Here is a 22,410-nt window from a genome sequence, read left to right as displayed (position 1 = left end):
AAAAATGATACTCCGATAAAAACCAGGGAAACCAGTTCCATCAGGATCCCTTGTTCTTTATTAATTGTATGTATAATTGTTCAAACCGACCACCAATAATTTCCCATGTATGCTGTTCTCTAATGGTATGTCGTGCAGACATAATGATTTGTTCTCTTTTTCCGGGAGTCTGTATTAATTGTTGGATTGCAGCACAATACTCCGATGAGGAGTCGGCAATAAACCCTATTTTACCAGACACAAAGGGCAAACCTTCTGCACCAACAGTTGAAGATATCACAGGAATACCGGCAGCCATCATTTCTAATATTTTGATACGTATTCCCCCACCGATCCGCAGAGGAACAACCAGAGCAATACAAGAATCCAATTCCTTCCAAACATCACCAACAAAACCTTTGGCATCAACAAAGGATTTCAACGGATCGGGGATTTCAATCTGGTCTGTTCCCCTTCCAATGGCAACCAGTTTCAATTCAGGAAACTGTCGTATAATTTCAGGCAAATGGAGTGAAATAAATGATAAAAGAGAATCCCGGTTAGGTGCCCAATCCATGGCACCAATATGAGCAATTTTAATACCGGTAGTCTTACCGATTTTTCGTTCAAGCAAAGCAGATGATATACCGCTTGGGATTGTCATTGCCTTAACTGTGGGATTTAATTGACGTAATTCCACCTCATCGGAATCAGAAATCATGACGACAGCATCAAACATGGCACAAATTGTTGGTTCGTATTTCAGGAGCTTTCTATATTGAAGATTAGCATATGTCCTGATCATCCAATTGGTTTCCTGTTCTGCGTACCGTTTCATAATCCGCATTTCCAGATTATGCTGACGTAAAACAACTGGAATCTTTGTGTTTGCCTTCAACCAATGCACAACCCACCCCATATGCAAATGGTCAATATGAACCACGTCGATCGACTCGTTGGCGATAATTTCCTGAACAACTTTCAGGAATTCATTCCGATGAAATTTCTCGATATTATATGGAATGGGAGAGAATAAATTCAGTATTCCACCAGATACATTATGCTTGGGATGAAAGCTGATAATATGTGGAGTGGCGAATGGACCAATAATCTTTTCTGCATCCAAAACTGACCACTCCTTTGCATAGGTCAAAAAATGTAACTGGTGGCCCAGAGAGGCCATAGATGTCAGGATGCCATGAATGCTGATACGCCCCCCATCATTTGGTGGAAAGGGAACCTGCGGAGAAATCTGCAGAATTTTCATTTTTTACTCCACCAATAAATTTTGGCAACCTGTAAAAAGGCAAAACCTTTCTTTTTATTTTGTACTGAATCCGATAATAGACCGAATAATAAATAAACTATTCCTCGTATAGCTTTATTTAATGATTGGATGCAAGTAAAAAGAATTGCAGACACCAATCCTCGAAATTTAAAAACAAAGTAAATCTGATTACGGTGATTATTCTCAAGTTCAAAGATATAATTCTTTACACTTTTTCCCTGGAAATGACGGATAACTTGTGATGGAACAAAAATATTTTTATATCCTGATTTTTTAAGTCGCCATGCAAAATCGGCTTCTTCTACATACATAAAATAAAAGGGATCAAAACCATTCATTTCCTTAAAAACTGGTTTTCTGATGAGCATAAATGCACCAGAGACAAAATCAACCTCAGCGTAGCCTCTGTTTCGGACTGAAAAATCAATTCGCTTGGAATTGAACCAATCAACAAGACGATTCAACCAAAATAATTCAAATAATGCCTGCCTGACTCCACAAAAAGGTCGAACAGAAATTACTCTACTATTAGTACTATCGACATGTTGTATTCCCAGAACTCCAATCTCTTTATTCCGAATAAGTTCGAGTAAATAGATTAAATCAAGATTAACAATTTCTGTATCAGGATTAATAAAAATGAAGTAATCACCCTTGGCGTGTTGTACAGCCTCATTACATCCCCTTCCAAAACCAAGATTTTTAAATGATTTTATTAATCGTACTTGTCCTATTTTTTCGATTTCCGAAAAATCCTGCTGTTCCGTTGAGCAATTCTCAAATACTACAATCTCGAACAAAACCTTGTGTACTTTGGTTATTATCTCACGTACTATATTATTTAGAAATACATCAGAATTATAATTTATAAGTATAAAAGAAATAACAGGGTTATTTTCCAACATAATTTATCCGAAATATTCCAGATTTGTATGTTACTAACAAATAAATTAAACTAAAGGGAACAATCCATAATATTACAGACGATTTTAAATAATTAATACAAATAAAGAGAATCATTGGGAATATATAGAGTGATAAATCTTCTCGTGATATTTCTCTCAGACTTATACTCTGCTTACACTTAACAAGCAAATATATCGAACCACAAAGTGTTGCGATTGAAAAAGCCAACGCAATAGCTTCAAGAGAATTACCAAAAGCAAGTACAATCACAATGAAGACAATAATATTAAATAATCTACTAACGATCACTTCCATTGTCTTGCCAACAGCTATCAAATACTCACCTATGAAAAAGGATATAAAGGCTGCTGGAACTGAGTAATATATATACAAGAGAGTAGTTGAACTATCAATATAATTTGAACCAAAAAGCCCACCTAATATTTCATTACGATATCCTATAATAAATCCCAGTATTATCAAACCAGTAACTACTAACCAGTTTAATGTTCTAATAATTGAACACTTTGTTAATGATACGGTTTGTTGATTCACCCAAAATGGAACCATTCCATATGCAATACTGGCAGGAATAAACATAAGTGGAAGATACAAGCGCTGAACAACACTAAATTCAGCAGTACTTGTATAACCATATCTCATTTTTATATATACTATTATTCCACTGTTGATTACCAAATCACTAATTGTAATTATAATTAAAGGTGAAGACTGCCTAATCACGGAAGTAATTGTGCCAATCTTTGGAAAGATGAATATTTCCCTTAAACTGAATCCTATCCTTGAAAACAAATAGAGTGTTCCAATTGTATATACAAATGATATTGAAATAATAAAATAGGTAATTGAAAATATACTTAATTTGGAACCTAAAATAATAACCAGTAAAACAAGAAAGCCTTCTACAACAGTAACATATAGAATATTAGAGCTCAGGAATTGGGAACGCGCTATAGAATTAACAGTCGATCGTAAACTATCAATTCTTGGCAGAAACAGAAGCAGCAAGACAAGAAACGGAAGTAATTGGTGCCCTACTTCGATTGTATTCCACGAAATAATAACAAATAAAATAAGCGAAATTAAGATAAGAATTACTCTTACAGAAAAATAACTTGAAACAACTATTCTATTATATTCTTTGCAATACTCCCTAACAAGAATAGTGTTCGATGAAAAATCACTAATCTTCGAGGATATACCCAGCAAGGAAATAACATAACCATACCAGCCAAATTCAGATTGTTCTAATACAAGCGCCAGCTGTTGTACAATTAGAAAATTTAGCAGTGGATCAGAAATCTGTGTTAATCCTACCAATACAATGTTCTGTCCCGGATTAAATTTAGATATCACAGTAGTATTTCTTTTTGGGACTCCTTTTAGGTTTTACTTCTTAAAATAATCTCAAGCCAATCAGCACCAGGAGAAAGCCTGTCACTTTGAAGGTGAGTAGCAATGGGCTTTGTTGTTGAGACAAGTTTATACCTGCTCCCCAGCAAAACCTGGTAAAATCCGAATAAGAAAGTTTTCGCTACAATTTTTAGAACTTCGTTTTTTCCTTCAAACATATCTTTGAGTAAATTCCAATAAAGTAGTTTTGAGAAAAGACCAAGTTTTGTTAATGATAAAAATATACTTGAATCATAATTATTTTTTTTATAGGTAAGAAAGTGTGGCATAGCCCTCACAAGGGATGCCCTTCTCGCAAAGAAAGTCAGACATGTTGTTGATACATCGATCCAATTTTCCCTTTTGTAGACCTCTTTATCAAAATAGGGCAGGTGAATAGAATGCTCGAGATAATCCGGATTAAAATATAGTGTGAGAAAGTCAATTTCAGGATTTTGAATAATGTGGTTATATCCATGCTCAAGTGATTTATCTGTATAATAATAATCATCCTCTGCAAAATATATAATATCCGAATATTTATTCGCTAAAGCCGAATCAATTTGAATAATAAATGTCCCTACATTGCCACCATTTATAACATTGTTTATGCAAATGTTTGATTTATCAAATATACTATAAATAATTGATTCATAGTTAGTTGGACAATTATCTAAGATAAAATTGATATGATATTTTAAATCGCCCAGAGCCCTTCTGAATGATCTTAAAGTTTCTGATACAAGCGATTCCTTATCTGTAAAGTAAATTGGCTCCTTTGATATTTTAGGATAAATTCGATAAACAATATATACATCTCCATGATCATTTTTCATTAGCATAATACCTTCTGGCATTGATACTGCGATGTACCAAAGTAATACCTATAATTACGAATAATGAAATTGTAACAAAGGCACTCCTTGTATTCATTATCAAAAACGACATGATTATTATATTCCAAAAATATGAAAGAAGAAATACAGATATTTCGTTTTCATTTACTTTAACATAAAACCACATATAGGTCACCATGAAACCCAACATAAGTGGACCCAATATTATTCCAAGTACACCGAAATCGCAATAAAGGTCCCGAAGGTATGTCCCAGTATTTGACCAATAAGGTGTATTATAGCCTGGTTGATAAAATGTAGGTGGATTCACCAATGAAAGCTTTGCAAGTAGACTATAGATAAAATTAAAACTGTATTCACCAGGATACTGTACTTTTTCGCTGTCATATCTAATGGTTTCATTTAATACAGATACTTGACTGGATAGATAAAAATAAACTGAGGGGGAGATAATGATTGATTCCTTTGTTTGAACAAGGCTTTTATCTGCGCCTTTATAATCTTCGGTAGGAGCTCGAAAAGTTCTTGTAAGAGAGGTAGAAGCAATTCCGAGGACTAGTATGAGTATAGCAATAAGGGATGATTTTAAAATAAACCCTTTATCCTTTAACTGTTTTTTATATGAAACAAATAAAGTTGTCGCAAAAAACGCAATCGAAATAAGAATGTTTACTCTACCAAATGCAGCCATATCTCTAAGAATAACAGCGATAATTGGAAAAAGCAGTATTATATTTATTTTTTTGAATTTGGCTAAATATAAGGCAGAAAGAAATACACCCCCAAGACTTATACTTCCAATATAAGGGATCACTTCTACCAACTCTCCGGTCACTCTAAGTTTATATATTTCACCCCCATGAAGGAAGATATTTGAAATCGTACCATATCTTTGAAACAATTGATTCCATTGTAGGTATGCAGAGAATAATCCAATTATACCAAGAAAGAAAATATAAAATAGTAACGTATTTCTGTCTAATGAATACCCAGTTGTTTGTTTTCTAAGATTTGTACTTCGTTCAATTACTATTTTACCAATAATCGATCCAAATACTAGAAACAGTGTACTTGAATAAATAATTACCCAAGTCTCAAAAAGCATGTTGTGATAGTGTATTAACCCTATGAGATTAGTTAGAATAACAACAGCCCAAATCAATGAAAATGTTGAGAGAGGATTTAATATCTGATTAAATATTAATCTAGATACCAATACCACAATCAGAAAGAATATTATCGAAAATGTTATTTCCATTTAACTTTATAAATATCTGCAATCTTCGCCGCTAGTCGATTATATTCATTATAAAATATTCCACCTGGATTCAAACTAAGCACATCCATGGAATAAATAGAAAGCAGTACAAATAAAAAAATAAATGGGAAGGAAATTATTAGAATTATAAATAATCGCTTTGGACCGTGTTTGTAATCAGGTACTCTTGGTGAATCCAATATCTGAATTGATGGAATATTATTTTCCGCCTCTAATCTTGACTGTTCATATACAGGATACAGAAATTCATACATCTTATTCTGAATTACTACAGTTCGATAGAGACGAAAATATTCCAACATTTTATCAGGTGCATCCTTTAGTGAAACGAATACACTATTGGAACCTTGCTCCCGTTTTTTGTAATTATCGACCAATGATTTAAACTCAGTGAAACGAGTTTCACTTTCATTGTACATCGTAGAATTTTTTGTAAATGAAGCTTCAATTGTATTTAATTCAAACTCCATCATCATTAATCTTGCTTCAAGCTCAGCCTCGATTCTCATCGATTCCTTAGCTTGTTCCGGCACAACAAGTAAACCATACTTTTTCTGAAATACCCGCAGATTCTCCTCTGCAACTTCTAACTCATCTCTGTTTCTTTCAAAACGTCTTTCAATGAATCTTTTGCTAAGATTTGCCTCTTCAAGAGCATACACTAAACTTACACTGTCCATAAGAAAAATGAACCGATCAGCCATCTTCTTTGCGATTTCTGGATCCTTGTTGATCACATATATATTAATCATTCCATTTTGATCTATTTCAAAAAAGGAATCATCTCTGATCTTCTTAAAGACAAGGTCCCATTTTTTTTCCTTTAACTCGTAATACTCAAACAAATTAAACTCGTTTACAATTCTTGTTAGGACCTTTTCAGAGGTAAATATTCCATTAAGCCTATCCGTTTCATCACTCTGACCTTTAGTCAACCCACCAATACTACCCAACAGCGATCCACTAACATTGCTCATTATTGAACTAAGAGATAAACTCTTCTTTTTTGACACAACCATTAGGGTTGCTGAAGATTTATAAGTTTCATCCAACAAAAAAGAAATAATTACTGAGGCAATAAAAACAACAAGCGAATTAATAATAATAAAATTTCGCCAAACCCAAAGCGAGTTAAGTATTGACATCTTATTCTCTGACATTACTTCCTATTTCCCCAACTGAATAATTAACAACATTACCGTTGCAACCGACCCAATAACAGCAGAAACCCCACCTGCCACATTTAGCCAGTAGGAAAAGGGTCGCTTTACTTCCTTGGCTGCCCAGATGAAATCACCCGGTTCTAACTTGATGGATTGTTCCCCGACCTTAAGCCAGGATCGTGACTTTCCCTTAATCACATAAATCTCGCCAGTCGCCTCTTCGCCCAAGCCGCCCGACTGTTCAATGTAAAATTGAAAGTCCTTCCCGGCTATATATGGAAGGTTACCAATCCGTTTGACCTGGCCAAACACGTATACAGAGGTGGGCTTTTTTGGAATGATAATCACATCACCGTCCTGAACAATGGTCTGACTCACTGCCGAAGCGGGGTCTGGCAATCCGGTAAGATCAACGAAATCACCCTGTTGAAGCAGACGAACCTGATTATCCAGGGAAAACGTGGCAGAATCTTCCACCGTCAGAGAAGACATCCGTGCCATCTCCATGATGTTCAATTGCGGCTCGATGGAAAGGTATTGTGTAAGAGGTCCGAGATATTGGCCCTCGGTCTGAATTCGGGTATCCTCGATGGCTTTGCGCAATTGACCACTGACCGTTGCTCCGCTGAAATATCTGGCATAGTCGAGTGATCCATCCGGCTTGAGGCCACCCGCCTTTTTGAGGACCTCGTGTAAGGTGGTGGTATTTCGGGTAATGGAGATAAAACCCGGATTAAAGACCTCACCCACCACCAGAATTTTATAATCATACTTGAATTTATCGGCAGCCACCACCCTGATCCGGTCACCCATCTGAAGGGGTACCTCCGCATTCGGAGAGACAGAAATAATTTCTTCCCTGGTACCTGCCTGATTCAAACGGGAAATTTCAATCCGGTCAACAGTTTCATGGCTGGTGTCAAACCCATCCACCAATTGAATGACATCAGCCAGCCGGTCCCCTTCCACAAACTGTACACGCCCCGGACGTTTCACCGCGCCATATACCGAAACAAAATTCCGATCCGATTTATATACCGGAAATTGAATAAAGTCATCGTTTCGCAGATAGGGATTCATGGAAAGATCACCGGTGAGCCGGTATTTCAACAGGTCGACCGGAATGGTGGTGCCATCTGCCCGGCGGATGACCAGTCCTCTGAGCGGCAACCCCCAACGTGACATTCCCGACTTTTCCCAGAACGTCAGCTCCCTGCTTTGTGTAAGCGCAGCATTGACAATACGGGTGATGAACAGATCAATCCGTTCGGTGGGTGCCGCCTGGTAGCTGCCTGCAAAGGGAAAATCTCCGCCAATGGTAACGGAAATCGGAATCAATCCCACCATTGAGGAAGAGCCAAAGGAGGAGCGACTGCTCCCCTCATCTGACTGGGCCCATCCTGAAGAATGCATGGAGACTTGCAATGCAAGCAAGGAGAAAAGAAAGACAGATCTGATCATGTGAATCCGGAAGTAAATTGATGAGAAAGAAATCAGGGTTTTCCATCCCCCAGAACCGCAATCCGGTCGGATGTAAAAGCAAAGGCAGCATTTCGGGTGTCAAATATCTGACGGGAATGGCGGGAGATAAACTCCCAATCGAACGACGAGTGGTCGGTGGTAACCACCACTAAATCGGCTGAAGCCAGTGTGTCGGCGTTCAGAGGTACCGATCGGAATTCCTCATGCCCGACATGAACCGAGGGAACGAACGGATCGTGGTAAGAAAGATTGGCCAGTCCTTCCTGCCGGAGCAATTCCATCACCCGCAGCGCCGGGCTGTGCCGGGTATCATCCACATTTTTCTTAAAGGCCACGCCCAGTATCAGAATACGGGCATCCTGAATGGTGACCGGCATGCGGGCGATCATTTTAATGATGGTATCCCGCACATAAAACGGCATGAATTCGTTGGTCTTGGCAGCCAGTTCTATAAAATCGGAGTGAAAATCCCAGGCCTTGGCAAACCAGCTCAGATAATACGGATCGATGAGGATACAATGTCCGCCAATGCCGGGCCCCGGGTAGAAGGGCATGAAGCCAAATGGCTTGGTGGCGGCAGCCCCGATCACCTCCCAGACATTGATACCGCCAACACGGTCACACATCAGAGCCAGTTCATTGACCAGCGCAATGTTAACCGACCTGAAAATATTTTCGAGTAGTTTCTCCATTTCGGCCACCCGAGGTGATGAAACCGTGTGTACCGAGGAAATGATGGCCCGGGTGATGTGGGCTGCAAGATCGGTACAAGCCGGTGTTACACCACCCACTACAACCGGTGTGTTTCCGGTGTGCCATTTGGTATTTCCCGGATCAATCCGTTCCGGAGAAAACGCCAGAAAGTAGTCATAACCCACCTTCAGTCCCGACTCATTCAGAACCGGCATAACGTGGTACTCGGTGGTAGTGGGAAAAGTGGTGCTCTTCAGAATAACCAGCTGTCCGGGGCGAAGGTGTGGCAGAATTCCCCGTGCCGAGTTGATAATGAAGGAAATATCGGGTTCTTTGTTATCGGTAAACGGGGTGGGTACACAGATAAAGAAGATATCAATGCCGGCACAGGACGAATAATCGGTGGTAGCAGTGAATAAACCTGCCTGTTTCACCTTTTCCCACCGGTCGGCAGGAATATCCGCAATGTAGTTATGCCCCGCTTTCAGGCTTTCTACCTTACCTGAATGCGTGTCAATCCCAACCGTCCTGAAACCTGCCAGTGCATATTCGACAGCCAGTGGCAATCCGACATATCCCAGTCCGATCACACCGATGGTGGCCGTCCGGTTGTCTATTTTCTCCTTCAGATTTCCGGCAGAAACACTCATATCAACGGTTGCCGTAGTTCGACTGGTAGTAGGACAGGTACTCACCACTGATAATACGGGACCACCAGGATTGGTTATTCACATACCAGTCAATCGTAGAGCGCAGGCCGTCTTCGAAAGTGACCTCAGGTTTCCATCCAAGTGTTTTTCCGATATAGCTGATATCCATGGCGTACCGGCGGTCGTGACCAGGACGGTCCTTCACGTAAGTGATCATGCTTTCATCTTTACCCAGATGTTTCAGGACCAGTTTCACGATTTCAATATTAGGTTTTTCGGCTTCTCCACCAAGATTATATACCTCACCAACCGTGCCTTTTTCGAAAACGGTCCAGACGCCCGAGTTGTGATCATCCACATGGATCCAGTCCCGGACATTCATTCCATCGCCATAGACAGGGAGTGGTTTGTTATTCATTGTGTTAATGATCATGAGAGGAATCAGTTTTTCGGGGAACTGATAAGGACCGTAATTGTTCGAGCAACGGGTCACCACGGCAGGAAGGTTGTAGGTATGAACGTAAGCCCTGACCAGCATATCAGCGGCTGCTTTTGAGGCTGAATAGGGCGAATTGGGTGCCAGCGGCGTGGTTTCCATGAACTTACCGGTTGCTCCCAATGACCCATACACCTCATCGGTTGATACCTGCAGGTAACGTTTCAGATTGAATTTGCGGGCTGCCTCAAGCAACGTCTGAGTTCCGATAATATTGGTATCGGTGAATACCTTCGGGCCGGAAATGGACCGGTCCACATGAGATTCGGCCGCAAAGTGAATAATAGCCTCGATTTTGTGCGATTCGATGGCAGCATCCACTTCATCCTGTTTGGTAATATCCCCTTTCACAAACCGGTAGTTCGGGTGTTTTTCAACCGATGTGAGGTTTTCAGGGTTACCTGCATAGGTCAGTTTATCAAAATTGACCAGGGTAACACCTGTTTGTTTACGGAGAATCTGATGGATAAAATTGGAGCCGATGAAGCCGGCGCCACCAGTGATGAGGATATTCATGAGTCAGGGCCAGTGTAATTTAAGAGTGAGCAACAAAAATAGACCCACACCCAACTAAAATCAATGGATTTTGGAATACCCCACCTTTGGTGATGTCTGAAACAGAATCGGACCTCTTTTTTTCGGGTATCCGGTTTTTTGTGAAAATATTGTATCTTAAGAGTCGATTTTTAAATCTTGAAACCAGTCAGGTGAATCATGACCATTTTATATATTGAAGACGATTACGAATACCACAACATGGTCGATTTCATGCTTGAACCGCTGAAGGTGAAAACCCTTCACGCCTACAGCGTTCAGGAGGGGATTGACATGCTCAAGTCAAACAAGGTGAGTTTTATCCTGAGTGACATCAACATGGAAGGAATGGATGGCCTTTCCTTTCTGGCTGCCATCAAGCGGGATAAGGTTCTCAGCCGGATTCCCATCGTGATCGTCACTGGTGATCCGAGCAGTGAGAAAGCCCGTTTTGCCAATGAACAGGGCGCTGTTGGATTTCTCTCCAAGCCATTCACACAGAACGAACTGGCCTATCTTGTCAAGACTTTTGCGGTACTCGGTGATATCTATTCAACACTTGACGCATCTGAAGAAATTCTGATGCGAAAAAAACAGAAACTCATGATGAGCCTGGCTAAAAACTCACTTGAACGTGATTTTGAGAAGGCCATTACCTCCTACATCGGCGGATTAAATGAAATCTTTGACTTTGATGCCATTTCCTTTTATCAGCGGACACCCTCAGGCGAATTTTCGCTTCTGAAAGAAGGCGGAACGGTAAACTTCCCGATGGAAGCCCGGGTGGTCAGAGGTCATCAGACCCCCTCCCTGACAAGGTTGTATGACGAAAAAACAGAGGTTTTCAGCAATGATGCACTGAACATTCCCGATCATCACATCCGCAATTGGGCTCACAAGTACAACCTGACTTCTGAAATTATCCTCCCCTTCCTGAACCTGGATGACAAGGACTTTTTGCTTGGTGCAGGAACCAACCGGAAAACGGTTCAGCTTGACGGCTTTTTCTGGGGATTCAGGAATGCCATCTTCTCGACGGGTGAAAGCGATATCATCAAGCGGTTATCGGTGCAGGCCAATCCGATTTTAAGTCACCTGTCCAATTCAACCCTGAAGAAAAAGTTGTTCTGATTACATTCTTTTTGTTGATTTAAACTGGCTGTTTTGCGGGTTTCTGCCTGTTGAAACAGCCAGTTTTTTTTATGTCAATCGATCAATCGGCAGTTGGGGTGTTCCCTGAAAAGGAAAATCTGTATAAGTCTGACCGGACCCGAAGAAATCGATCGGAGACCCTGCCTTTTAATTCTCAAAGTTCGACCCCACCAGGGTCGCAAAATCAACATACAGGTTTCTCCATGATTTTAACACGAACCCCGGCCGGATTTACAACATCGGCAGGTGGTGTGGGAGGCAAGGATCGCAGCTTTCAGATCGTTTGTGCATTTCACAATGTTTAATGTCTTCAAAAATCCCGGCGCATCAAACGATCTGGTAAGCGGGATGGGGACGATCGTACTTCGACTCCGCTCAGCACAAGTGCGTTTCGATGCTGTAAGATTGTTTCGAGAGCCTGTCGAAGTGCTTTGCTACTTTCCTCTGAAGAAAGTTGATGACCAATCACGAAAAAAGATGTGGTTCCAGAACGCCTGGGTTGCTCCGCAGGATTACTTTTTCAGCTGAAAAAGTCACAAAAATAACTCAGCATGCCAGATTTGCAACCTTTGCACTCCGGGTTTCTCAACGATCCGACCCGATCAGATTGTGATTTCCGATAAACGAATGGACTTCAGATGAAATGGCATCGAAGGAGGTCATCATCACCAGTTTTCCGCGAAGCCTGGCTGCATCACGGAATCCTTTCAGGTAATTGTGATAATGCTTCCTGAAGGTCACCAATCCATGGTTGCCTTTATAATCAATGGCATATTTCAGGTGCCTAAGCATAACCAGGACTTTCTCTTCCAGTTCAGGCTCGGGAGGCATCACGCCGGTTTGGATAAAAGTTTTTGTTCGCTGGAAAATCCAGGGATTTCCGTAAGCACCACGCCCGATCATCAGGCCATCCACACCCGATCGGTTGAGTACTTCAAGTGCATATTCAGGGTTGGAGATATCCCCGTTTCCGATGATGGGGATACCGGCCGCCTTTTTGGCTTTTCCGATCCACTCCCAGTCGGCACGTCCGTCAAACATCTGTGCACGGGTCCGGCCATGAATGGTGAGGGCAGAGATACCACATTGTTCCATCCGGGCAACGGTATCGAGAATGCTGATAGATGAAGCGTCCCAGCCAATGCGGGTTTTGGCGGTCACAGGTATCTTCAGGGCCGAAACAATGGCCCGGGTTATATCGGTCATCAGATCAGGCACACAAAGCAGACCACTACCCGCCCCTCTTCCCGCGACTTTCTTGGCCGGGCAGCCATAGTTGATGTCGAGAAAATCGGGTTTCAGGGCCTCAGCATGCCGTGCTGCTTCGACCATGACCTCGACCTGGTTACCAAAAATCTGGATGGCTACCGGGCGTTCCTCCTCTGAGATGTCCATTTTGCGGGTGGATTTTGCAATATGGCGGATAATGGCCTCTGAGGGAACAAACTCGGTGTAGACGATATCCGCACCGTGTTCACGGCAGATCTGGCGGAATGGCAGATCGGTGACATCTTCCATGGGAGCCAGTACCACTGCATGATCAATTGACAGATTACCGATTTTCAGATTCATTTAACCGACGCCTTAACTCGTTCAACTCACGCTTCCATTCATTCAGGGCGGCCCGTTCATTTGCATGCAGGTGCCACAACCGATTGTTTTCTATCCACTCATCCACAACGGCTTCTGTCAGTTCCGGAATTCCCAATTCCAGTTCAAGTTGCTGTTTTTCAAGACTCAGGGCAATCAGATCAGACTCGGCAAGATGACGTTCGGCCTGTTCACGCCGGTGGGCACGGTCATACTGGCGTCTTTCTTCTGAAATGAGAAACCAGAAGAACAACAGTCCCAGAAATACCGATACGACCAAAGCGGCGATGGTGGGTACCATGACCACCTTCCCGAGCAAATACCAAGAGGCACCAATGATCAGAATCAATTCAAAGCCATATCGTTTCTGGCGCATGAAATCCCGATCGAGCCGATCAGCCTGATGCTCGGCCGTTTTAGAAACCAACCGGAGGGTTTTTACAAGGGCAACTGCTTTTCTCAGGTCGGGTTCATCCGGAAAAGGTTGCGGCGCCAGCCAGGCAGGTTCAATCAATGCAGTCAGGTGCTGGATCTTCAGTTCAAGATCCTGCATCCGCTCACCGGGTGTCATGGGGACAGGTCAAACAAGACACCAAACCGGACCCAGGCATCCAGGCTCCGGAAGGTGAAATCTGAGTTTCCGAACTGAACAGAATCAGACTGTTTGACTCTTAAGCCGGCAGCCAGATGAATGTTCATGGACTCTCCGGTTTTGAGGGCCCCATCAGCCCGGAGTCCGGTCTGATATCCACGCGCTTCAAGGACTGAGGGGAGAGCGGCAGCCACACCGGTGGTTTCCAGGTAAAAAAACTGGTAGCCGAGTTCAGGTCCGGCGGTAAAAAGCAACCCTTCCGGAACGGAAAACCGGTAAAAGGGGTGGATCACCACCCCAACCGACTGGTAGGTATAGGTTTGTATCTGATTATCCAGGTCGGAGTTCAGTCCTGCGAGGTCATAATCGACAGAGAGTCCAAGTCCAACCGTTTTCGTCAGTTGCCAGGAAGATTCTGCCGCAAGCGTAAGAACCTGCTGACCAGAGGATAAATCCTCACCGAATCCGGAAAGAAAATCGGTCAGTTCGTAGAATTCATGTCTGGAAATTCCCAGACCGGCTGTAAACCACCAGGATTGGGCCGGTAAAACCGAAGGAAAAAGCAGACACCAGACCAGAACTCCGTTTCGAATCCACATCAGCGGGGAACGACCTGCTTCTTGAAATAGTCGAGGGTGATTTTGAGACCTTCGCTGCGACCCACTTTCGGCTGCCATCCCAGTTTCGCTTTTGCCTTGGTGATATCGGGCTGACGCACCTTGGGGTCATCCTGAGGCAGTGGTTTGTATACGATTTTACTTTTGCTGCCTGTCAGCTTCAGTACTTCCTCGGCAAACTGGAGGATGGTGATTTCATCGGGATTTCCGATGTTAACCGGTTCGGTTTCATCAGACATGAGCAACCGGTAAATGCCATCGACCAGATCGGCCACATAACAGAAACTGCGGGTCTGCGATCCATCACCAAATACAGTCAGGTCTTCACCACGAAGGGCCTGTCCCACAAACGCCGGCAATGCACGGCCGTCATCCAGCCGCATGCGGGGACCATAGGTGTTGAATATGCGGATAATACGGGTTTCAACCGCATGATACCGGTGGTAAGCCATGGTGATGGCTTCGGCAAAGCGCTTGGCTTCATCGTAGCAGCCACGGAATCCGACGGGATTAACATTTCCCCAATAATCTTCGGTCTGCGGGTGAATAAGCGGATCACCATACACTTCTGAAGTGGAAGCAATGAGAAAACGGGCTTTTTTAGCCTTCGCCAACCCAAGGGCATTGTGTGTGCCAAGACTGCCGACTTTCAGGGTCTGAATGGGAATTTTCAGATAGTCAATCGGGCTGGCTGGTGACGCAAAATGCAGGATATAATCGAGCGGACCATCGATATATATATAGTTGGTAACATCATGCTTAATAAACCGGAAATCCGGATTTCCCATGAGATGGGCGATATTATCGGTATTGCCGGTGATCAGGTTGTCCATGGCAATGACTTCATGACCTTCGGCCAGAAACCGGTCACACAGGTGACTGCCAAGAAATCCGGCACCACCGGTAATGAGGGTTCTTTTTTTCCGTTGCTCAGACATGCGCAGGTCTCCCGATTGAGAAGTACTCGAATCCCTGTTCCTTCATGGATTGGGGATCATAAATGTTACGGCCGTCAAAAATGACTGCCTGTTTCATCAGGCGTTTCATCACACCGAAATCCGGACGGCGGAATTCACTCCATTCAGTGGCTACCAACAGGGCATCAGCATCCTGAATGGCTCCATAATTGCTGTCGGAATAGATCAGTTTGTCACCAAACCTGGCTTTTACATTGCCCATGGCTTCGGGATCGTAAACCTGAACTTTTGCACCGGCAGCCAGCAGTTTCTGAATGATTTCAAGTGCGGGAGCTTCACGGATATCATCGGTATTCGGCTTAAATGCCAATCCCCAGACACCGATGGTTTTCCCTTTGAGGTTTCCTTTAAAAAAGTCGCTGAGGCGATCAACCAGAATGGATTTCTGAATCACATTGACTTCCATGACCGATTTCAGAATCCGGAAATTGTATTTATAATCTTCCGATGTCTTGTTCAGGGCAGAGACATCTTTGGGGAAACACGATCCGCCATAGCCGATTCCGGGGAACAAAAACCGTTTACCGATACGGGAATCAGATCCGATTCCAATACGGACCTGATCAACATTGGCTCCCACCTTTTCACACAGGTTGGCCATTTCATTCATGAAAGAAATTTTGAGAGCAAGGAAGGCGTTTGCCGCATACTTTGTCAGTTCAGCAGAGCGTTCATCCATCATGTAAATCGGATTTCCCTGCATGACAAAAGGCTGATACAGATCATTCATCACCTTGCGGGCTTTTTCAGATGACACCCCGATCACCACGCGATCCGGTTTCATGAAATCCTCAACAGCATACCCTTCGCGCAGAAACTCGGGGTTACTTACCACATCAAAATCGGTGTAGCCATTCGAATATTTCAGAATTTCGGCACGTACCTTTTCGGCCGTCCCAACCGGAACCGTCGATTTGTCGATGATGATTTTATAACCAGCATCCCGATGTTTGGCATACAGCTTTCCGATATCACCTGCCACACCGAGGATATACTTCAGGTCGGCTGAACCATCTTCATCCTGCGGAGTCGGAAGTGCCAGGAACAGGATATCGGAGGACAGGAATCCTTCTTCGAGTTTGGTAGTGAAAGTGAGGCGGTTTTCTTTGATATTTCTGGCGAAAAGAATTTCGAGACCAGGTTCGAAAATGGGGATTTCCTTGTTCTTCAGCCTGGCTACTTTTTTCTCATCGATATCGACACACACAACCTGATTTCCTGTCTCGGCAAGACAGGTTCCGGTAACCAGACCCACATATCCGGTACCCACTACGGCGATTTTCATAGATCTCCTGTTAAAAAGACTGCAAAGGTACGATTTATCAAAGTAAGCTTCAACTTCACCGGATGTCCGCCAGCACATCGGGCAGCGCCATGGCACCATCCAGATCGAGGCGCAGGGTTACGCCAAGCAGCAAATCATTGCGGAATCCCAGCTGATGTACCGGGTTTTTGATGGCAATCCACTGAAGCCAGGTGCTGGCCTGCATACCGGGTTTATATTCCCAGGTGGCGGTCAGACGACTATCATTTCTGAATTGTTTTCGCTGATAATTCAACCCATTGACTGCGTCTGGCACCAGCAGGTTTCCTTTTCCATAGACCGTGTACTGTCCGGACAGTTCCAGCCAGACCGGGTACCACTGCCACCAGCGTGCTTTGTAAAAAACCTGCCAGGAATCGGGTCCGGCCGGATGTCCAAGAATGGACCCGGCTGACAAATCTTTCAGATTGTGATCGATCATTTTCGAATAAAACACATAATTCAGCCACAGAGGACCATTGGCGTCTTTGACTGTGTATGTTTTTGGCATGATGCGGGTCCATTCAAGGCCCACAGTCAAAGGAAGCGACCATAAGGGATCGGACCACTCAAGACCGGCCTGAAAACCAATTTTGTTACTCACAAGTCCATCAATTGAGACATCATCCAGCATGACGGACCCATAACCATGAAGTCCGGGAAACCGGTAAGATCCATCAAAACTGTAGGAGACATTGTCATCCAATGCGGTTGTTCCGGTATTTTGTCTTTCCCCGAAAAAGGTGATCAGCGGATTCAGGTAACTGAGTTTGACACCGAATCCGGTGGTTGGAAACAGGACAGTCTGGCTGACAGCCACCGTCAGGCGGTTGGTGATTCTGGCTTCGAGTCGGGTTCCCAGAAGGTTTCTTTGCAACTCGGTTGGTTGTTGAAAGTAGGCCGAACTATCGAAAGTGGAATGATCCATCTGTGAGAAAAAATGTACAAGCTGAATGGCTTTCCATCGATACCGGAACCAGATCAGATCGCCCGGAGGCGCAGCATGGGAGAGCATCATGGAAGACGTTTGTGTGGCTCCCCAGGACAGTTTCTGTTTCCCCACCATCATATCGAACCAGCCCCAACCAGCCCGCAGGTAGGAATACTTATGAATCAGGTAGCCATCTACCCGGGTTTCATTGACCCGGTTGACCCACCTTCCGCGGTAATCGGTGTCGTGTGAGGCATCAGAATCGATCTGCAAAACCGAGGCACCCAGCAGGTGATCGCCCAATTGTCCCCAGATTCCACCGTACAGTGATCCTCTGACGTGATAATCAAACTCAGGCTTGGTCATGGATTGAAGAGATCCGTAAAGCAGGCCGTGAAGCAGACCAGGTTCATCCGCATTGCGCTTCACATAATCGGATCGCAATTGCTGGTTCCAGGCATCAACCATGGTGGGGAGATTCACCTGATGATCCTCGAGCCAGACGGACCAATCGGCCGGATAACTTTCGAAGGGTGAGAATGACCCGGGATATCTGAGCTTCATCTCGTTCATCCATAAAAATTCCTGTCTGTCGGTCTGAATCCATGGATGAACCTGAGCAGAGGAAAGAACGGGAAGAAAGAAAAAAGTCAGAATCAGAAGGGAACGGAAGCCACGGTCAGACATAGAGTTTTACCAATGAATAACCCACGGTGAAGGCAATCACCAGGAGTGTGACATAGATTAGTCGCCGGCTGCGCTGCATATGGTACTCGAGCAGGAGCCGGTAACCGAGAAAGAGAATAATCGACTTGATGCTGACGGCAGCCAGGTGGTATTCCATGGTCAGATCAGGAGGAAGAAGGTTCAGACAAACGACGATCAGAAGTATGAAATACTCAAGCGGATTCGACAGGAAATTTCCACTGATCTGTTTGACCAGAATATTCAGGATGATCAGAACACCAATCACGGAAAACAATACATTCGAGAACACTTCAGCGGAAAAACTTTCGAACCAGACCACCGGGTCGATCACCTGCTCTGCAGCGAAAATGATAAAGACACCCGCCAGAAACAGAAAGAACATCAAAAATTGTTCGTAGGTATCGGACTGATGAGTGAGGTACAGATACAAAATGCCCCCGAAAAGAATCATGCCGATGATGATTCCTTCCACGGGAGTATGCACCAGCAGAACCACATTCATTAGCAGGGCAGCAATAATCAGATTTCTGATAATCAGCGGTAGCAACAGGGTGACTCTGAGCAACCACATGATTCCTGCAGGAACCGGTTTGACTTTTTTATTAAACAGGTGTTTCAGGGTGGGACGTCGTCTGATAAAAGCAATCAGTTTAAGAGCAGCTGCCACCATTCCAGCGGCTACGATGAAAAGCGAAATATCCCTGAATTCATACTGATAAACAGAAAACACACCCAGCAAGCCCAGCAAAGTCGCCACACCGTACATGAACATGACCGTCAGTCCGTGACCAAGTCCCATGTTCATCAGACGGTGATGAATGTGCTTTTTGTCCGGGGAAAACGGATTGGTGCCTTTCAGAATCCGGCGCGTGAATGCCCAGGCTGTATCGAGAATAGGCAGGGCGAGAATGGTAAGCGGAAGCGCCAATGTCATTACTGCAGCTGACCGGACTGACCCGATAAGCGTCAGCATGGCAACAAGAAATCCAAGGAAAAGTGAACCGACATCGCCCATAAAAACCTGTGCCGGATGACTGTTGTATTTCAGGAATCCGAGCAGGGCTCCGAACAGGGTGGCCGATATAAACAAGATCAGATATTGGTTCGTCAGAAATCCGATGAGACCCAGGAAAAACAGGGCGATGGCAACGATTCCGGCGGCCAGGCCATCCAATCCATCCATCAGATTGATTGCATTGGTAATTCCGACAATCCAGACCAGGGTGAAAGGATAGGCGAAGTACCCGAGATCCAGCTTGAAAATGCCAAAAACATCAATCTCGTTGATGACCAATCCCGACATGGCCATACCGATCCCGGCGGCAACAGCCTGTCCGGCAAATTTTGCATAGGCATTCAGCTGAAGGATATCATCCAGAAGACCCACGATGGCGACGATAATGGCACCGGAGAGAATTCCCTTCATGACGGGAGTCATGGGGGCAAACAACAGGACCGGAAGGATAAAGGCAGCCACCACGGCCACACCACCGATGCGCGGAATAGAAGTGGTGTGAACTTTTCGTTCACCCGGTTTGTCGACCAGATTTAATCGCTCTGCCAACCGGATAACCAGTGGCATCAGCAGAAAGGAAGTGGCCAGTGCCAGAATGGCTGTATAAAATATTTGCATCCGGTTATTCTCTGCGGCAAAGATACATCCGGTTAGGACCGGACTCTAACCTGTATTTTTGCGCATGACCGCGGTCACCCATTGTTCACCAACCGGTTCAGGAGTGTTCGGTAGGCGCTTGTTGCAATGGTGCGGTCGAGAGTGGAATCAAAATACCGGCGGGCTCTGACTCCCATTTCTCTGAGGGAGTCCCTGTCATTCACGGCCAGAGTAATAGCAGACCGAAAGTCATCTGCCTGGCCATGTCGGATCGAAAAACCAAGGTTCTGGCTTCTTACAATCCGGTCAATTTCACTGCCTTCATCAACCAGAGCTAACGTAGGCCGGCCTGCCGCAGCAATGCCATAAAATTTCGAAGGGACCAGGTAATCTGACATGCCAGCGGTCAAAGGGACCAGATGAAGATCGGCCACAGCCAGCGACTGCCCCAATTGTTCCTTGGGTTGGAACGGAAAAAACCTGACAAAGGTCCAGCCATTCCTGTTGGCGTTTTCTTTGAGCTGTGGCAGCCTCACTCCCCCGCCCACGATGACAAAAACCAGATCGGGATGGTCGGCAGCCACGGGAACCATTGCTTCCATGATCCAGTCCAGACCCTGACTCATGCCTGTGTTTCCGGAATACATGATTACGAACCGGTCCCTGAGGTCCCATTCTGTCCGGAGGGGCGAATCCTGTACCGGCCTGATCAGGTTGCCATCACTCCAGTTGGGAATCACCGACACTTTTCCCGGTTCCACGCCATGGGAAACAATTTTATCCTTCATTGGTTCACTGAGTGTGACAATCTGCTGTGCATGGTGGTTGATATAATTTTCGATGGCTGCACTGAGACGGATGAGTTGGCGGTTTCGGATGGTTCCCATCTGGACTGCAATGTCAGGGTAAAGATCCTGTACGTTATACACGTAAGGTACTCGTCGGATCAACCGGATCAGGTTCGCGGTTACCCCGTTGAGCAATGGGGGTGTGCTCATTACAAAAACAAGATCAGGCCGGGTCACTGTCAGGCTTTTTATGATGGACAGAAACCAGAAACTGAAAAAATGAAGCAGACGATTCAGGATGGATTTATTGCCGGCCGGGTGATTATACAGGCGAAAAATGGTGAGAATCCCGTTTTTCTCAACCTTTAAAGGGCGGATTTCCGATGGGAAAGTACCCGGTTCAGGAAAGCCGGTAATAACGGTTACCCGAAACCCGGCGCTGACCAGATCATCACACAACTCGGCCAGCAACTGGCCGGTGGCAGCATAGTCGGGGTAGTAGTGCTGATTGATAAACAGCAGATGCTTCATCGGGCTCAGCGGACCAACCGGCGAAGGTACTCTCCATATCCGCTTTTTTTGAGATCATCGGCGAGTTTTAACAGTTGTTCTTTGGAAATAAACCCTTTCCGATAGGCCACTTCCTCGATACATCCGATTTTCAGCCCTTGCCGTGACTCGATCACATGCACAAATTCTGATGCCTGAAGCAACGAATCGTGGGTTCCGGTATCCAGCCAGGCAGTTCCCCTGCTCAGGACCTTGACGTTCAGCTTTCCACGCTTCAGATATTCATTATTGACATCGGTGATTTCGTATTCGCCCCGAGCTGATGGTTTCAGGTTTCGGGCAATTTCCACCACCGAGTTGTCATAGAAATACAGGCCGGGAACCGCATAATCCGACTTTGGCTTAGACGGTTTCTCTTCAATGGAGAGAACCTTGCCGTCCTCATTAAATTCAACCACCCCGTATCGTTCCGGATCACTCACCTGATAGGCGAATACGATTCCCCCATCGGGCTGGGAACATTTCTGAACCGTTTCCTGTAATCCTGTTCCATAAAAAATGTTATCTCCCAGGATCAGGGCAACCGGATCCTTTCCGATGAAGGATTCTCCGATGACAAAGGCCTGAGCCAATCCGTTGGGTACTGCTTGTTCGGCAAAGGTAAACCGGCATCCGATTCCGGTTCCATCACCAAGCAATTTTCTGAAACCAGGAAGGTCATGGGGTGTTGAAATGATAAGAATGTCACGGATTCCAGCCATCAGCAGAACACTGAGCGGATAGTAGATCATCGGTTTGTCGTAAACCGGCATGAGCTGTTTGCTGACCGCGATGGTCAGCGGATGAAGACGGGTTCCAGATCCGCCGGCGAGGATGATGCCTTTCATGGT

General features: G+C 44.6%; 19 protein-coding genes. 1 reads left to right on the top strand and 18 read right to left on the bottom strand.

Annotated features, from left to right (window positions below):
* Positions 1–40: 40 nt before the first annotated feature.
* Genes HUU10_04840 through rfbB form a run of 9 tightly spaced genes read right to left on the bottom strand, consistent with a single transcriptional unit; the run spans position 41 to position 10,722 of the window.
* Positions 41–1,246, bottom strand: coding sequence for a glycosyltransferase (locus HUU10_04840; protein NUQ80919.1), 1,206 nt, complete (start codon positions 1,244–1,246; stop codon positions 41–43).
* Positions 1,243–2,172, bottom strand: a complete 930-nt coding sequence (locus HUU10_04835) for a glycosyltransferase family 2 protein (GenBank protein NUQ80918.1) — start codon at positions 2,170–2,172, stop codon at positions 1,243–1,245. The genes HUU10_04840 and HUU10_04835 overlap by 4 nt, the downstream gene beginning before the upstream one ends.
* Positions 2,159–3,550 (bottom strand): oligosaccharide flippase family protein, encoded by a 1,392-nt coding sequence (locus tag HUU10_04830; GenBank protein ID NUQ80917.1) that lies wholly within the window; start codon positions 3,548–3,550, stop codon positions 2,159–2,161. Before HUU10_04830 ends, HUU10_04835 begins: the two co-directional genes overlap by 14 nt.
* Positions 3,551–3,576: 26 nt before the next feature.
* Positions 3,577–4,422: a hypothetical protein gene (locus HUU10_04825; protein NUQ80916.1), complete on the bottom strand. Its 846-nt coding sequence runs from the start codon at positions 4,420–4,422 to the stop codon at positions 3,577–3,579.
* A complete protein-coding gene (locus tag HUU10_04820) occupies positions 4,412–5,701 on the bottom strand; it encodes an oligosaccharide repeat unit polymerase (GenBank protein NUQ80915.1) in 1,290 nt (429 codons plus the stop codon). The genes HUU10_04825 and HUU10_04820 overlap by 11 nt, the downstream gene beginning before the upstream one ends.
* The gene (locus HUU10_04815; protein ID NUQ80914.1) at positions 5,692–6,882 is read right to left on the bottom strand and encodes a hypothetical protein; all 1,191 of its coding nucleotides are present in this window, start codon (positions 6,880–6,882) and stop codon (positions 5,692–5,694) included. Before HUU10_04815 ends, HUU10_04820 begins: the two co-directional genes overlap by 10 nt.
* Positions 6,883–6,888: 6 nt before the next feature.
* Positions 6,889–8,346: an SLBB domain-containing protein gene (locus HUU10_04810; protein NUQ80913.1), complete on the bottom strand. Its 1,458-nt coding sequence runs from the start codon at positions 8,344–8,346 to the stop codon at positions 6,889–6,891.
* A 32-nt stretch (positions 8,347–8,378) separates the two neighbouring features.
* Positions 8,379–9,710, bottom strand: a complete 1,332-nt coding sequence (locus tag HUU10_04805) for a nucleotide sugar dehydrogenase (protein ID NUQ80912.1) — start codon at positions 9,708–9,710, stop codon at positions 8,379–8,381.
* A gap of 1 nt (position 9,711) precedes the next feature.
* The gene (gene rfbB / locus HUU10_04800; GenBank protein ID NUQ80911.1) at positions 9,712–10,722 is read right to left on the bottom strand and encodes a dTDP-glucose 4,6-dehydratase; all 1,011 of its coding nucleotides are present in this window, start codon (positions 10,720–10,722) and stop codon (positions 9,712–9,714) included.
* 198 nt (positions 10,723–10,920) lie between these two features.
* Between rfbB and HUU10_04795 the strand changes: the two genes are divergently transcribed.
* Complete coding sequence (locus tag HUU10_04795; GenBank protein ID NUQ80910.1) at positions 10,921–11,871, top strand: response regulator; 951 nt, start codon at positions 10,921–10,923, stop codon at positions 11,869–11,871.
* Between the two features lie 606 nt (positions 11,872–12,477).
* On the opposite strand, the gene dusB is transcribed toward HUU10_04795, so the two are convergent.
* The 9 genes from dusB to rfbA all read right to left on the bottom strand — a co-directional run bounded on the left by dusB (position 12,478) and on the right by rfbA (position 22,407).
* Positions 12,478–13,464 carry a tRNA dihydrouridine synthase DusB gene (gene dusB, locus HUU10_04790; protein ID NUQ80909.1) on the bottom strand — a complete coding sequence of 329 codons (987 nt, stop codon included), beginning with the start codon at positions 13,462–13,464 and terminating at the stop codon, positions 12,478–12,480.
* Positions 13,445–14,053: a hypothetical protein gene (locus HUU10_04785; GenBank protein ID NUQ80908.1), complete on the bottom strand. Its 609-nt coding sequence runs from the start codon at positions 14,051–14,053 to the stop codon at positions 13,445–13,447. Before HUU10_04785 ends, dusB begins: the two co-directional genes overlap by 20 nt.
* Positions 14,050–14,673, bottom strand: coding sequence for a hypothetical protein (locus HUU10_04780; protein NUQ80907.1), 624 nt, complete (start codon positions 14,671–14,673; stop codon positions 14,050–14,052). The genes HUU10_04785 and HUU10_04780 overlap by 4 nt, the downstream gene beginning before the upstream one ends.
* Positions 14,673–15,629 carry an SDR family oxidoreductase gene (locus HUU10_04775; protein ID NUQ80906.1) on the bottom strand — a complete coding sequence of 319 codons (957 nt, stop codon included), beginning with the start codon at positions 15,627–15,629 and terminating at the stop codon, positions 14,673–14,675. Before HUU10_04775 ends, HUU10_04780 begins: the two co-directional genes overlap by 1 nt.
* Positions 15,622–16,953, bottom strand: a complete 1,332-nt coding sequence (locus HUU10_04770) for a UDP-glucose/GDP-mannose dehydrogenase family protein (GenBank protein ID NUQ80905.1) — start codon at positions 16,951–16,953, stop codon at positions 15,622–15,624. Before HUU10_04770 ends, HUU10_04775 begins: the two co-directional genes overlap by 8 nt.
* 55 nt (positions 16,954–17,008) lie before the next feature.
* Positions 17,009–18,589 (bottom strand): hypothetical protein, encoded by a 1,581-nt coding sequence (locus HUU10_04765; GenBank protein NUQ80904.1) that lies wholly within the window; start codon positions 18,587–18,589, stop codon positions 17,009–17,011.
* Complete coding sequence (locus HUU10_04760) at positions 18,582–20,243, bottom strand: undecaprenyl/decaprenyl-phosphate alpha-N-acetylglucosaminyl 1-phosphate transferase (protein NUQ80903.1); 1,662 nt, start codon at positions 20,241–20,243, stop codon at positions 18,582–18,584. Before HUU10_04760 ends, HUU10_04765 begins: the two co-directional genes overlap by 8 nt.
* Before the next feature lie 74 nt (positions 20,244–20,317).
* The gene (locus HUU10_04755) at positions 20,318–21,541 is read right to left on the bottom strand and encodes a glycosyltransferase family 4 protein (protein ID NUQ80902.1); all 1,224 of its coding nucleotides are present in this window, start codon (positions 21,539–21,541) and stop codon (positions 20,318–20,320) included.
* 5 nt (positions 21,542–21,546) lie between these two features.
* A complete protein-coding gene (gene rfbA / locus HUU10_04750; protein ID NUQ80901.1) occupies positions 21,547–22,407 on the bottom strand; it encodes a glucose-1-phosphate thymidylyltransferase RfbA in 861 nt (286 codons plus the stop codon).
* Positions 22,408–22,410 lie beyond the last annotated feature (3 nt).

This window comes from Bacteroidota bacterium, assembly GCA_013360915.1.
Classification (GTDB): domain Bacteria; phylum Bacteroidota; class JABWAT01; order JABWAT01; family JABWAT01; genus JABWAT01.
Note: the sequence above shows the minus strand (reverse complement) of the source record. Positions and strands in the feature narration are given on the sequence as shown.

Coding starts and splice junctions, on each gene's coding strand:
- HUU10_04840 (NUQ80919.1), bottom strand. CDS start 1,246: ATGAAAATTCTGCAGATTTCTCCGCAGGTTCCCTTTCCACCAAATGAT.
- HUU10_04835 (NUQ80918.1), bottom strand. CDS start 2,172: ATGTTGGAAAATAACCCTGTTATTTCTTTTATACTTATAAATTATAAT.
- HUU10_04825 (NUQ80916.1), bottom strand. CDS start 4,422: ATGAAAAATGATCATGGAGATGTATATATTGTTTATCGAATTTATCCT.
- HUU10_04820 (NUQ80915.1), bottom strand. CDS start 5,701: ATGGAAATAACATTTTCGATAATATTCTTTCTGATTGTGGTATTGGTA.
- HUU10_04815 (NUQ80914.1), bottom strand. CDS start 6,882: ATGTCAGAGAATAAGATGTCAATACTTAACTCGCTTTGGGTTTGGCGA.
- HUU10_04810 (NUQ80913.1), bottom strand. CDS start 8,346: ATGATCAGATCTGTCTTTCTTTTCTCCTTGCTTGCATTGCAAGTCTCC.
- HUU10_04805 (NUQ80912.1), bottom strand. CDS start 9,710: ATGAGTGTTTCTGCCGGAAATCTGAAGGAGAAAATAGACAACCGGACG.
- rfbB (NUQ80911.1), bottom strand. CDS start 10,722: ATGAATATCCTCATCACTGGTGGCGCCGGCTTCATCGGCTCCAATTTT.
- HUU10_04795 (NUQ80910.1), top strand. CDS start 10,921: ATGACCATTTTATATATTGAAGACGATTACGAATACCACAACATGGTC.
- dusB (NUQ80909.1), bottom strand. CDS start 13,464: ATGAATCTGAAAATCGGTAATCTGTCAATTGATCATGCAGTGGTACTG.
- HUU10_04785 (NUQ80908.1), bottom strand. CDS start 14,053: ATGACACCCGGTGAGCGGATGCAGGATCTTGAACTGAAGATCCAGCAC.
- HUU10_04780 (NUQ80907.1), bottom strand. CDS start 14,673: ATGTGGATTCGAAACGGAGTTCTGGTCTGGTGTCTGCTTTTTCCTTCG.
- HUU10_04775 (NUQ80906.1), bottom strand. CDS start 15,629: ATGTCTGAGCAACGGAAAAAAAGAACCCTCATTACCGGTGGTGCCGGA.
- HUU10_04770 (NUQ80905.1), bottom strand. CDS start 16,953: ATGAAAATCGCCGTAGTGGGTACCGGATATGTGGGTCTGGTTACCGGA.
- HUU10_04765 (NUQ80904.1), bottom strand. CDS start 18,589: ATGTCTGACCGTGGCTTCCGTTCCCTTCTGATTCTGACTTTTTTCTTT.
- HUU10_04760 (NUQ80903.1), bottom strand. CDS start 20,243: ATGCAAATATTTTATACAGCCATTCTGGCACTGGCCACTTCCTTTCTG.
- HUU10_04755 (NUQ80902.1), bottom strand. CDS start 21,541: ATGAAGCATCTGCTGTTTATCAATCAGCACTACTACCCCGACTATGCT.
- rfbA (NUQ80901.1), bottom strand. CDS start 22,407: ATGAAAGGCATCATCCTCGCCGGCGGATCTGGAACCCGTCTTCATCCG.